The organism is Streptomyces anatolicus, assembly GCF_019400875.1.
In the GTDB taxonomy this organism is placed as follows: Bacteria; Actinomycetota; Actinomycetes; order Streptomycetales; family Streptomycetaceae; genus Streptomyces; species Streptomyces anatolicus.
The window spans coordinates 1-12,769 of the sequence record NZ_WMBF01000172.1; the positions used below are offsets into that span (position 1 = coordinate 1).

At 72.1% G+C, this 12,769-nt stretch carries 9 protein-coding genes and 1 pseudogene; all 10 read right to left on the minus strand.

Annotated features, from left to right (window positions below; translation table 11 throughout):
* Positions 1-127: 127 nt before the first annotated feature.
* Positions 128-1,000, minus strand: coding sequence for a hypothetical protein (locus tag GKQ77_RS17155; RefSeq protein ID WP_219689653.1), 873 nt, complete (start codon positions 998-1,000; stop codon positions 128-130).
* Between the two features lie 187 nt (positions 1,001-1,187).
* Positions 1,188-2,489: a M28 family metallopeptidase gene (locus GKQ77_RS17160; protein ID WP_219689654.1), complete on the minus strand. Its 1,302-nt coding sequence runs from the start codon at positions 2,487-2,489 to the stop codon at positions 1,188-1,190.
* 242 nt (positions 2,490-2,731) lie between these two features.
* Positions 2,732-3,121, minus strand: a complete 390-nt coding sequence (gene rbsD / locus GKQ77_RS17165; protein ID WP_219689655.1) for a D-ribose pyranase — start codon at positions 3,119-3,121, stop codon at positions 2,732-2,734.
* Positions 3,118-4,077 (minus strand): ribokinase, encoded by a 960-nt coding sequence (locus tag GKQ77_RS17170; protein ID WP_219689656.1) that lies wholly within the window; start codon positions 4,075-4,077, stop codon positions 3,118-3,120. The genes rbsD and GKQ77_RS17170 overlap by 4 nt, the downstream gene beginning before the upstream one ends.
* Before the next feature lie 41 nt (positions 4,078-4,118).
* A complete protein-coding gene (locus GKQ77_RS17175; protein ID WP_219689657.1) occupies positions 4,119-6,074 on the minus strand; it encodes an ABC transporter permease/substrate-binding protein in 1,956 nt (651 codons plus the stop codon).
* The gene (locus tag GKQ77_RS17180; RefSeq protein ID WP_219689658.1) at positions 6,064-7,632 is read right to left on the minus strand and encodes a sugar ABC transporter ATP-binding protein; all 1,569 of its coding nucleotides are present in this window, start codon (positions 7,630-7,632) and stop codon (positions 6,064-6,066) included. The genes GKQ77_RS17175 and GKQ77_RS17180 overlap by 11 nt, the downstream gene beginning before the upstream one ends.
* The gene (locus GKQ77_RS17185) at positions 7,629-8,675 is read right to left on the minus strand and encodes a LacI family DNA-binding transcriptional regulator (protein ID WP_219689659.1); all 1,047 of its coding nucleotides are present in this window, start codon (positions 8,673-8,675) and stop codon (positions 7,629-7,631) included. The genes GKQ77_RS17180 and GKQ77_RS17185 overlap by 4 nt, the downstream gene beginning before the upstream one ends.
* Before the next feature lie 161 nt (positions 8,676-8,836).
* A complete protein-coding gene (locus tag GKQ77_RS17190; protein WP_219689660.1) occupies positions 8,837-10,111 on the minus strand; it encodes a DUF1266 domain-containing protein in 1,275 nt (424 codons plus the stop codon).
* 108 nt (positions 10,112-10,219) lie between these two features.
* A complete protein-coding gene (locus GKQ77_RS17195) occupies positions 10,220-11,488 on the minus strand; it encodes a cytochrome P450 (protein ID WP_219689661.1) in 1,269 nt (422 codons plus the stop codon).
* A 380-nt stretch (positions 11,489-11,868) separates the two neighbouring features.
* Positions 11,869-12,636, minus strand: a pseudogene (locus GKQ77_RS33420) (alpha/beta fold hydrolase); the annotation flags it as partial.
* Between the last annotated feature and the right edge of the window lie 133 nt (positions 12,637-12,769).

Genomic DNA, 12,769 nt, shown 5'->3' on the forward strand with positions numbered 1-12,769 from the left:
GGGGTGGGCCTGCCTCCGCAGCTTCGGCTCCTCGGCGTCGAGCCCCACCAGGCGCGGCACCAGGTCGTCGAGGAGGACGTCCCGGCCGTAGAGTTCGCTCACGCTCGTCCTCCCCGCTCCGCGTTCATCAGCTGAGCAGTCTCGTCAGGATGGGACCGATGGTCTGCAACAGCCCCTGCGCCGCCGCCGAGTCGGGCGCCGCCGCCAGCTGTTCCCTGATCCGCCGGGCGAGGGCGCGCAGCCTGCCGTCCTGCTGCGGCAGGGCGCCCGTGCGGCGCAGCTCCTCGCTGTCCCTGATGAGCTGGGCGAGCCGCTCGGGGCCCAGGTCGAGGGAGGGTGCCTGGTCGCGGATCGACTCGACGACGTTCATGACGCTGCCGTACGTGACGTTGAAGTCGCCCTCGACGGTACCGATGTGGATGCCGGCGAGGGCCGGTTCCCGGGCCAGATACGTCGAGACGCCGCCACCTTCCGCCACACACCGGCGCCCCTCGGGGGTCAGCGTCACCTGGGCCGCGACGGTGTCACCGCTGAGCGCGAGCAGGCCCGTCCGGCACAGGAAGCGCGCGCTGCCCTCGACGTCGCCCTGGCTGAGCGGGCTGCCGTGGAAGAAGACCTGCTCGGCGACGAAGAACTCCTTCAGGCGCGGCCGATGCCCGGCGCGCTCCTGCTCCCGCGCCCAGTCGAGCAGGGCGTTCTCGGTGTAGCGGTGGAGCGCTCCCACGTCGTGCAGTTCCGCGTCGAGGCGCAGGGCGTGTTCGAGTCCCGCTTCGGTGAGTTCGGCGTCGGGCGGCGGCCGTTCCCCGTCCTCATGGGCGCGGACCAGGCCCCGCTCCTGGAGGGCCTCGACGACCGCGGTGACGCCGAGCGCCGGTTTGTTCTGGTGCCGCCCGAAATCGCCGGTCGGGACCGGCACGTGGGCGCGCCCGCCGCACCGCTCCAGGAGCCACAGCAGCAGGCGTACCTCATAGCGTCCGGGCGCGGCTGTGCTTTGCGTCATCGCGAACCCAACCCCCGTTGGCACAGCGGTGTGTGAAGCGTGTGAACAGTCGAAATTACATCCGATCCCGCTCCGCCACCAGGCCGCCGCGCGCCGTACCGCCCGAAGTGCGCGGGCGGTACGGCGGCGGTGTGTCCGGAACGCCTGGCTGGAACGCCTGTCTAGTACGCCGGCTTCCGGCTGTGGATCAGAACGTCAGCTTCCAGCTGTTGATGTAGCCGGTGTCCTGGGCCGCCACGTCCTGGACGCGGAGCTTCCAGGCGCCGTTCGCGGTCTCGCTGGACGCGTCGACCGTGTAGGTCGCGATGACGTTGTCCGCCGAGTCGCTGCTGCTGGAGTTCTTCAGGCGGTACGCGGTGCCGTCGGGGGCGAGGAGGTCGACGACCACGTCACCGCGCCAGGTGTGGCGGATGTCGACGTCCACCTTGAGGGCGGCGGGGGCGTTGCCGGTACGGCCGGTGACGTTGACGGTGGAGGTCACCGCGGCGCCGTTGTCCGGGATGGTGACGTCGGTGGTGTTCTCGTAGCTGTCACCGGGCGGGACCGGGGTGTCCGTGCCGAGCTGCCAGACCGCGTGGGCGATGGCGTCGCTGTTGCGGTCGAGCGCCGTGTCGTTGATGTTCGACGTCGTGTCGCACGACGAGTGGTAGCAGCGGTCGAAGGCCTGGCCCGCCGTGCCGCCCCACTTCTGCGCCTGGGCGCTGGTCTTGGCGCGCTCGGCCCCGCTGAACAGACCGCCGACGGGGATGCCGACGTTCTTGAACGGGGCGTGGTCGGAGCGGCCGTCGCCCTCGGTCTCGATCTCGGTCGGGACGTTCAGGCCCGCGTAGTAGTCCTTGAAGGTCTTCTCGATGGTCGGGTCGTCGTCGTAGACGAAGTAGCCGGCGTTCGGCGAGCCGATCATGTCGAAGTTCAGATAGCCGCTGACCTTTGCACGCTCCGTGGCGGGGAGGTTGTTCACGTAGTAGCGGGAGCCGACCATGCCGAGCTCCTCGGCGCCCCACCACGCGAACCGCAGGTGCTTGGTGGGCTTGAGCTGCGCGCGGGAGACCGCGAGGGCCGTCTCCAGGACGCCGGCCGAGCCCGAGGCGTTGTCGTTGATGCCGGGTCCCGAGGAGACGCTGTCGAGGTGCGCGCCCGCCATGAGGACCTTGTTCGGGTCGCCGCCCGGCCAGTCCGCGACCAGGTTGTAGCCGGTGGCGCCGCCGGAGGTGAACTGCTGGACGCTGGTGGTGAATCCGGCCGCGTCCAGCTTGCCCTTCACATAGTCGATGGAGGCCTTGTAGCCGGGGCGACCGTGGGCGCGGTTGCCGCCGTTGGCCGAGGCTATGGACTGGAACTGGGTCAGGTGCGCCTTGACGTTGGCGAGCGGGAGGTCGGGCGCGGCGAGAGTGGCGGACGGGGCGGCGGTCGAAGGGGTGGCGGTGGCGAGCAGGCCGCCGATGGCCAGGGTGGCGGCACCGACGGCCGCACGTCTGACGAGCTTCATGTGGGGCTCCGTATTCCGAACAGCGAGGGGGACGGAACGTGCGAAACGCCCCGCGACGCGGGTGCCGCGGGGCGCCTTTGGAGCTGTGCGTTGCCTGATGTTGAAGGTGGTTCGACTCTCCGTCAAGGGCGGAATCCGGTCAGAATACGGTCAGCTGTGTTCGCAATACGGACAAGAAGCGCAAGATTGGGGTACGGACCGGAGAAACACGGGGTGCGGGCCGGAAGGGCAGGCAGTGCGAATCAGAAGAAGACTCCGCAGCGCAGCAGCACATTCGCGTACGGCCGCGACTCCCCGGTGCGGACCACGAGCCGGGCCCCCGCCGAGAGGCGCTTCAGCTCCTCGTGCGGGACGAGATCCAGCGCCGGAAGGCTCTCCCGCAGCAACCGAGCCGCCTCCGGGTTCGCCTCCCGGACCTCGTACGCGGCCGTCCCGCCCTCCACCACCAGCTCGGCGAGCAGCCCGTCCAGTACCTCCGCGAAGGCGGGCACCCCGGCGCGGAACGCCAGGTCCACCACGCGCGGGCCCGCCGGGACCGGCATGCCCGCGTCGCAGACCAGGACCGTGTGGCCGTGGCCCAACTCGGCGAGCGCGCCCGCGAGATGGCGGTTGAGTATGCCGGACTTCTTCACGAGGACGAGGCTTCCGGCGCGTCGCCCGCAACCTCCGCCAGCTCCGCCGCCGTCGGGTACGAGTCCTGCGCACCCTTGCGGGTGACCGCCGCCGCGCCCACCCGCACCGCGTAACCGGCCGCCGTCGCGAGGTCCTCGCCGAGGCCGAGCCGCCAGCCGAGCGCGGCGGTGAAGGCGTCGCCCGCGCCCGTCGTGTCCACCGCGTCGACCTTCGGGCTCGGGACCCGTACGACGCCGGAGCCGTCCGCGGTGAGCGCGCCCGCCGAGCCCAGCGTGATCACGACCGACCGGGGCCCGAGCGCGAGCAGCCCCCGCGCCCACTCCTCCGGACTGTCGCCCGCGTCCTCGCCCAGGATCACCCGCGCCTCGTGCTCGTTGACCACCAACGGGTCGCAGGCGGCGAGGACTTCGGCGGGCAGCGGGACGGGCGGCGAGGGGTTCAGGACGAAGCGGGCGCCGGGCCGCAGCGTGCGGACGACCTCGGCGACCGTCGCCAGGGGGATCTCCAGCTGGCTGGAGACCACGGGCGCCGCCGCCAGGAGGCCGCCCGCCGCGCGGATGTCCGCCGGAGTCAGACGGGCGTTGGCGCCCGGCGAGACCACGATGCTGTTGTCGCCCGACGGGTCCACGGTGATCAGCGCGACACCGGTGGGCGCGCCGCCCACCAGAACGCCGGAGGTGTCCACCCCGGCCGCCCGCTGCGCGTCGAGCAGCAGCGTGCCGTGCGCGTCGTCGCCCACCCGGGCGAGCAGCGCCGTGCGCGCGCCGAGCCGGGCGGCGGCCACCGCCTGGTTGCCGCCCTTGCCGCCCGGATGGACGGCCAGGTCCGAGCCGAGCACGGTCTCGCCGGGCGCGGGGCGGCGCTCCACACCGACCACCAGATCGGCGTTGGCGGAGCCCACGACCAGCAGTTCGAGTTCCGCGTCGCCCGTGCTGCCGGTGTTGTCGTCGTTCATGTGCTGCTTCCTGCTTTCGTACGGTGTCGAGGTGAGGGCGGTCAGGAGAAATTCTTCACGTTCTTCGACGTGACGACCTTCACCGGGACCTTCACCATCCCCCGGACCTTCTTGCCCTGCGCCGCCCGCACCGCGTTCTCCACGGCGATCCTGCCAAGCTCCTTGGGCTGCTGCGCCACCGACGCGTACAGCGTGCCCGCCTCGACCGCCTTGAGGCCGTCGGGGGTGCCGTCGAAGCCGACCACCGGGACGGACGCGCCCGCCTTGTTGCCGAGTGCCTTGACCGCGCCGAGCGCCATCTCGTCGTTCTCGGCGAAGACGCCGCCCACGCCCTTGTTCGACTGGAGGAGGTTCGTCATCACGTCCAGGCCCTTGGTGCGGTCGAAGTCCGCGGGCTGCCTGGCGACGACCTCGATGCCGGGGTACGCCTTGATGCCCTCGGCGAAGCCCTGCCCGCGCTCACGGCTCGCGGAGGTGCCCGGCGTGCCCTGGAGGACGACGACCTTGCCCTTGCCGCCCAGCTTCTCGGCGAGGGTCCTGGCCGCGAGCCTGCCGCCCGCCACGTTGTCGGAGGCGACAAGCGTGGCCGTCTCCGCCTTGTTCACACCGCGGTCGGCGGCGACCACGGGGATGTCCTGCTTGTTGGCGCCGCGCACGGCCGGGCCGGCCGCGTCGGAGTCCACCGGGTTGACGATGATCGACTTCACGCCCTCGCCGGTGAAGTTCTGCAACTGGTTGGTCTGCTGGGAGGCGTCGTTCTGCGCGTCGGTGACGGTCAGCTCGACGCCCGCCTTCTCGGCCGCCGCCTGGGCGCCCTCCTTCATCTGCACGAAGAAGGGGTTGTTGAGCGTGGACAGTGACATGCCGACCTTCGTCGACGTGCCCGAGGAGCCCGAGTTGAAGAAGGAGACCGCGCCGACGACGGCCGCCACGACCACGGCGGCCACCGCGTACTTCGCCGCCTGCGGCCCCTTGCCCCGTATGCCCCCGGCCGTACCCGACGAGGCGCCCGGAGTCGCCCCGGCCCGCCTGCGCAACGTGTCCAGGAGGACCGCCAGCGCGATGACGACGCCGATCACGACCTGCTGCCAGAACGCCGACACGGAGAGGAGGTTGAGGCCGTTGCGCAGCACCGCCAGGATCAGCGCCCCGATGAGCGTGCCGGACGCCTTGCCGACGCCGCCCGCCAGGCTCGCGCCGCCGATGACGACTGCGGCGATCGCGTCGAGCTCGTACCCCTGAGCGGCCTGCGGCTGCGCGGAGACGAGACGGGAGGCGAGCACGATGCCCGCGACGGCGGCGAAGAGGCCGGAGAGCGCGTAGATGACGAGCTTCTGGCGCTTGACGCGCAGGCCCGAGAGGCGGGCCGCTTCCTCGTTCCCGCCGATCGCGTACATGGAGCGGCCGATGAAGGTGCGTCCGAGCACGACGGCCGTCACCAGGCCCATCACGACCATCACGATCACCGGGACCGGCAGCCAGCCGCCCACCGTGTCACCGAGGTGCGAGACCGAGTCGGGGAACGCGATCGGGCTGCCCTGCGAGATCACCAGGGAGAGGCCGCGGGCCACCGAGAGCATCGCGAGCGTCGCGATGAACGGCGGGAGCTTCCCGTACGACACGAGCAGGCCGTTGACGAACCCGCACGCCATGCCCGTGGCGACCGCGAGGACGACCGCGAGCCAGACCGGCAGCCCCTCCGAAGTCGCCGTCCAGGCAAGGACGGTGGCCGAGAGCGCGGCGACCGAGCCGACCGACAGGTCGATGCCCGCCGAGACGATCACGAACGTGACACCGAACGCGAGGATCGCGGTCACGGCCGCCTGCACACCGACGTTCAGCAGGTTCTGCGTGGTCAGGAAGTCGCCGGAGAGCAGCGACATCGCCACGACCAGGACGATCAGGGCGCTCAGCGCGCCGTTGTCGAGCAGGACGCGGCGGAGCGTGGCCGCACCGCCCGCGCCGCCCGCGTCACGCTTCACGGTTTCAGTGGCCACGGGAGCCCTCCGCTTCTTCTTCGTTGCGTACGTTCGTCTCGCTCATCCCATGCGCCCCGTCGGCCGGGACCGCCGTGCTCACGGCGAGCGCCATCACCGCGTCCTGGGTCGCCTCGTCGGCGGTCAGCTCACCGGCGATCCGGCCCTGCGCCATGACCAGGACCCGGTCGCTCATGCCGAGCACCTCGGGCAGGTCGCTGGAGATCATCAGGACCGCGTGCCCGGACGCGGTCAGCTCGTTGATCAGCTGGTAGATCTCGACCTTCGCGCCCACGTCGATGCCGCGCGTCGGCTCGTCGAGGATCAGCACCTTGACGTCCGCGAGCAGCCACTTGCCGATGACGACCTTCTGCTGGTTGCCGCCGGAGAGCGTGCGCACGTGCTGGCCGAGCCCGGCCATGCGCACCTTCAGCTGTTCGGCGATCCGGGCGGCGTCCCGCTCCTGGCCCTTGAGGTCCACGAGCCCGGCGCGGGTCGCCGACCGCAGCGTCACCAGGCCGAGGTTCTCCCGCACCGACGCGTCGAGGAGCAGGCCCTGGCCCTTGCGGTCCTCCGGTACGAGGCCGATGCCCGCGCCCATCGCGGCGTTCACGTCATGCCGGGGCAGCCGCTCGCCGCGCACGCCGACGCTGCCCGCGTCGTACGGGTCGGCGCCGAAGACCGCACGCGCCACCTCGGTGCGCCCCGCGCCGACGAGCCCCGCGAGGCCGACGACCTCACCGGCCCGCACCTCGAAGCTCACGTCGTGGAAGACGCCGTCGCGGGTGAGCCCCTGGACCGAGAGCAACGGCGGCCCGGTGTCGGGGCGTTGGCGCGGATACTGCTGCTCGATGCTGCGGCCCACCATGAGGCGCACGAGTTCATCCTCCGGGGTGGAGGCGGGCACCTGGCGCACGCTGCGGCCGTCCCGAAGGACGGTGACGCGGTCGCCGAGCGCGGCGATCTCCTCGAGGTGATGGGTGATGAAGACGATGCCCACGCCGTCCTCGCGCAGGGTGCGCACGATGGCGAAGAGCTTGTCGACCTCCTCGGAGGTGAGCACGGCGGTCGGCTCGTCCATGATGAGCACGCGCGCGTCCAGGCTCAGCGCCTTGGCGATCTCGACCATCTGGAGCCGGGCGATGCCCAGTTCACGCACCTTGGCGCGCGGCGACACCCGCACGCCGACCCGCTGCAGCAGCTCCTCGGCGTCCGCCTCCATCTTCTTGCGGTCGACGAGTCCGAAGCGGCGCGGCTGGCGCCCCAGGAAGATGTTCTCGGCGACGGTGAGGTCCGGGACGAGGTTGAACTCCTGGTAGATGGTGGCGATGCCGAGCCGTTCGGCGTCCTGCGCGCCGTGGATGCGTACTTCCTTGCCGTCCACGACGATGCGGCCGCTGTTGGGGCGGTAGGCCCCGGAGAGCATTTTGATCAGGGTGCTCTTGCCCGCGCCGTTCTCGCCGAGCAGGACGTGCACCTCTCCGCGCCGCAGATCGAAGTCGACGGAGTCGAGCGCGACGACCCCGGGGAACGTCTTGCGGATGCCTTCGATGCGCAGCAACTCGGCCTGGTCGCTCACGGGTTGCTCCTTCGTACGGAGGTCTCCTCGCCGGCGCCCTCGCCGCACGAGCGGCGGACGACGAGGCGGGCGGGCAGGGTCACGGACCGCGGGCTCCTGCCCTCGATCCGGTCGATCAGGGCGCGTACGGCGGCCCGGCCCAGGTCGCCGGTCGGCTGGGCGATCGCGGTGACCGGCGGATCGGTGTGCACGAACCACGGGATGTCGTCGAAGGCCGCGAGCCCGATGTCGTGCGGGACGCGCAGGCCGTGCGCGCGGATCGCGTCGAGGGCGCCGAGCGCCATCAGGTTGTCGGCGGCGAAGACGACCTCGGGCGGCTCCGGCAGGGCGAGGAAGCGCTCGGTGGCGCGGCGGCCGCTGTCGGCCTGGAAGTCGCCCTGGCCGATATAGGCGGCGGGCAGGGCGATGCCGTGCTCGCGCAGCGCGTCGCGGAACGCCTCGACGCGCTCGCTGCCGGTCGTGGTGGCGGCCGGGCCCGCGATGATCGCGAGCCTGCGGTGGCCGAGGCCGTGCAGATGGGCGACGAGGTCGCGCACGGCCCGCCGCCCGTCGGAGCGGACGACGGGGACGTCCACGCCGGGGATCCACCGGTCCACGAAGACCATGGGGGTACCGGCGCGCACGGCGTCGAGCATCAGCGGGGAGCCGCCGTCGGTGGGGGAGACGAGCAGCCCGTCGATCCGCCGGTCGAGCAGGGTCCGCACGTGGTGGTCCTGCAGCTCGGGCCGCTCGTCGGCGTTGCCGATGATCACGCTGTAGCCGAGCGCGCGCGCCGCCTCCTCGACGGAGCGGGCGAGCTCAGTGAAGTACGGATTGAGTACGTCGCTGATGACCAGGCCGAGGGTGCGGGTCTGGTCGGTGCGCAGGGAGCGGGCGACGGCGTTGGGCCGGTAGCCGAGCGCCTCGACGGCGGCGAGCACGCGGGCGCGGGACGCGGCGCTGACCGAGGGGTGGCTGTTCACCACGCGCGAGACGGTGGCGACGGAGACGCCTGCCTCGGCGGCGACATCCTTGATGCTCACGGAGCCCGAGCTGGGAGCCATCGTCGGTCCACCTCCTTGTGGAATCGATTACACGGAGGATTGGAATCGATTACACGGGGGTGTGGCAAGGGGGTGACGGGCCCGGTGGGGCGAGTGAGACCTGATCGTGATGAAGGCAGGGATGATGTCGGGGATGCGGGCGGAACGGGGGAGCGGGTGGCTCAGGCAGGCTGGAACGGCACCGTCAGCCAGGGACTGTCCGGGTCCGACGTCAGCGCGCGGTGCGCGTGCAGTACGTCCGTGTACCAGGAACCGAACGACTCCTCGTCGAAGTGGAGACAGCGGCCCAGGATGTACCCCGCCGAGAACTCCTCCCACGAGCCGTACGCGGACCGCGCGGCGTGCGAGGTCCGCTCGATGGCCGCGCGCAGCTCCGCCTCGGTCGCGTACCGGGCGCCGCGCCCCCAGCGGGCCATCTTGGAGGCGCGGCCGATGTCCCAGGCGGCGACCGTGCGGACGAAGCCGTCGGGCGGCAGCAGCTCGTCCGCGCGGAACCGGGCCTCGTACCGCAGGACCTTCCCGACCAGATCGCGCATGGCGGCGACGAAGTCGTCCAGTTCGGGGTCGTCACCCGGCCGGTGCGGGGTGTCGGGGCCGCCCGTCTCCACGACGCGGTTGCGCAGCGTCACCTCGACGCACTCCCGCCACCGCTCCGGGTCGAGCCGCGGCCCGACCTCGGCAAGCACCGCGAGCCGGGCGCCGAGGACGAAGTCCCAGTACCAGGGGCTGACTTCGCGGGTGAGCAGCCGCTCCTGGGTGGCCAGCCACTGCTCGCGGCCGCGCACGCCCCAGGACTCGGCGAGGCGGTCCACCTCGTTGTGGTGGCCCGCGCCGTGCCAGTCGAGCGTGTTCCACGGGTCGCCGTTGGCGAAGCACAGGTGCGCGCCGCAGGCGAGGCCGTGCAGCAGCGGGCCCGGCTCGGGCGCTCCCGTGCGACGGGTCTCGATGCGGTCGCCGAGGGTGCCGTCGCGGTGGTGGCGCTCGTGCAGGTCGGCCCAGACCTGCCGCTCCTCGTCGGTGGTCAGGTAGTACTGCTCGCACGGGGTCGCCGCGTTGACCACCAGGATGTCCACGTCGTCGGGGCAGCCATCGGCGAGCGCGCCGAGCGTCACGAACTCGTAGACGACGGCGGGGTGCGGGCGCGGCAGCAGCCCCGCGGTGTACACCTGCGCCGCCTTGCGGCCGTCCGGCAGATCGACGGTGAGCAGCGGGCTCGCGTCCGCGCCGGGCTCCTTCTCGTGCAGCGCCACCGGCCGGTACAGGCCCGCGACGGCGACGGCCCGCAGATAGGTGTACGCGTCGTCGGCCTCGCGGAGTTCGTACAGGTGCTCTTCGAGGTCGGCGGGCGCCTGCCACCGGCTGCCGTCCTCCGGCGCGGGGACGAACGGGAAGATCTCGTCGTGGAACTCGTCCTCGGCGTCGGCTGCCGCGTGCATGGTCGTTCTCCGCTTTCGGGTCCGTCTTCGGGGTCGGCTGTTCCGCGTGGGCGTACGTACTCACCTACGCAGGTGCTGCACCTGCTGCACGCGAATGGATCTTGCACCCTACGCGGAGACCTCGAACCGCAGCGACTTCAGGCCGTTGATGAAGTGCGACACCAGCCGGTGCGGAGGCGCCGCGAGCCGCAGCCGGGGCAGGGCGCGGGCCACCTCCTCGTAGAAGACGCGCAGTTGGAGGCGGGCGAAGTGCGCGCCCAGACAGACGTGCGGGCCCTCGCCGAACGCCACATGGGGGTTGGGCGAGCGGGACAGGTCGAGGCGGTGCGGGTCGGTGAAGACGCGCTCGTCGTGGTGGGCGGAGGCGTGGAAGACGACGACCTTGTCACCGGCCGTGATCGGCGTCCCAGCGAGGTCGGTGTCGCGGGCCGCGGTGCGCCGGAAACTGAGCACCGGCGGGTGCCTGCGCAGCAGTTCTTCCACGGCGGTGCCGGTCGCGACCGCCCCGCCGCGCAGCCGCTCGTACTCGCCGGGGCTCTCGGCGAGCGCGAGCAGCCCGCCGGGTGCGGCGCTCCGCACGGTGTCGTTGCCCGCGACCGTGAGCAGGAAGAAGAACATCTCCAGCTCGGGGGAGTCGAGTTCGGCGTCGGTGGCGAGGGTCGTCAGGATGTCGTCGGCGGGGTGGGCGCGCTTGTGCGCGGCCAGTGTCCGCGCGTAGTCGAACATGTCGCGCAGCATCGCGGGTGAGCGGGGGTCGAGGGGCGCGCCGTCGGGGCCGTGCGCGGTCGGTGCGGCCTCGTCGGGGTCCTGGTAGCCGATGACGCGGCGCGTCCAGTGGAGCAGGAGGCCGCGGTCGTCCGGGGGGACGCCAAGGAGGTCGGCGAGGTTGAGGAGGGCGTAGTCGTCGGTGACGGCGGTGACGACATCGAACGTGCCGTCGCCCGCGTGGGCCTGCGCCAGGGCCTCGGCGAGGAGGGTGCGGGCGCGGTCGCGTGCTGCCGCCTCGAAGCGTTCCACCCGCCTTGGTGTGAAGGCGCGGCTCACCAGTCTGCGCAGTCGGCCGTGGGCGGGCGGGTCCTGATTGAGCATCATGCGGCGGATGAACGGCAGGTCGGCGGGGGCGGGGTCGCGGATCTGGGTGGCGCCCAGATGGGAGGAGAAGGTGACGGGGTCCTTGAGGACGCGGACGACGTCGGCGTGCCGGGTGACGGCCCAGAACCCCGGCCCCGGGGGCCAGCCCAGCACGGCGTGTTCCTGCTGCCAGGCTACGGGGTGGTGGTCGCGCAGGGTGCGGTAGTGGTCGTGGGGTGTGCCGGTCGCGTAGAGGCGCGGGTCGAATACGTCGGGGACGCTTGTTCCAGGGCGGGGTGCGGTCATGCGCCGGGGGCTTCGGGGTCGGTGTCTGCGGGGGCCGTGTCCGTTGGGCTTGGTGGCCGTGGCTGACTGCCGGTCGTGGTCCGTCCTCGCGCAGTTCCCCGCGCCCCTGACGGGGCGCTGTCGTCGCCTGTGCTTCTTGGTGCCTTGTTCGTGCCGCCCATGCCTGCGGGGGCTGTGTCCGTTGGGGCTGGTGGCTGTGGCTGAGTGCCGGTCGTGGTCCGTCCTCGCGCAGTTCCCCGCGCCCCTGATGGGGCGCTCTTGTCGCCCGTGTTCCCTGGCGGGGCGCTGTCGTCGCCCGTATTGCCTGGCGGGGCGCTCTCGTCGCCCGTACTTCTTGCTGGCCTGTCCGTGTCGCCCGTGCTGGCATGGCCCAGGGGCCCGCCATCCGCTCGCAAGAAGTCCTCCAGCGTGCGGATCAGTTCGAGGGGGGTTTCGTCCATCGCGTAGTGGCCTGCGCCCGGCAGTTCCGTCAGTTCGCCCTGGGGGTACGCCCTCAGCCATGTGCCCCGCATCAGGTCCGCCGAGAGAGCCGGGTCCAGCGCGCCCGTGATGGCCAGCGCCGGTACCGGTGAGCCCGTGACCTCGGCGTGGAAGTCCTCGCCCGCCCAGGAGTCCAGCCAGGCCCGGAACGCCTTGGCGTCGCTGACCGTGAGGGAGCGGGTCACCATGCGGTCCAGCCAGGCGCCGGGGCGTACGCCACCCGTGGTGAAGTCGATGATCGCGCGCCGGGCCGCCGGGGAGTGCGCGGCGGAGGTGAACAACTCCTTCTGTTCGGAAGAGAGTCGTAGCCCTGTGGCCGGCACGGGCGACACGCCGACCAGGCGGCGCACCCGGCGCGGGGCCAAGGCCAGGACCCGTTGGGCGACGCTGCCGCCCATCGAGTGGCCGACCAGCGAGAACCGCTCCCAGCCGAGCTGGTCGGCGAGGTCGAGGACGTCGGCCGCGCCCTCACCCGTCGTGTACGAGCCGACCGCGTCCTTCGCCTCGCCGTAGCCCCGCAGGTCCACCACCGCGTACTGGAACGCGTCGGTGTCGAGATCGGCGAGCACGGGGTCGTACGCCGAGCGGTCGGCGAACCAGCCATGGACCGCGATCACCTTGTGCGGGCCTTCGCCGAGCAGGGTGCGGGGGAGTTGGAAGGAGGCCACATCGACTCCGATCGCCGGCACGGTCCGGGCGACACCGGTCGGCGCCGGCCCGCGACCACGGTGGCCCCAACCCCCGCGCCGCGCAAGGGCGCCCCAGTGGCGGCGGGCGGGGGAGCGGGCCGCGCTGCGGGGC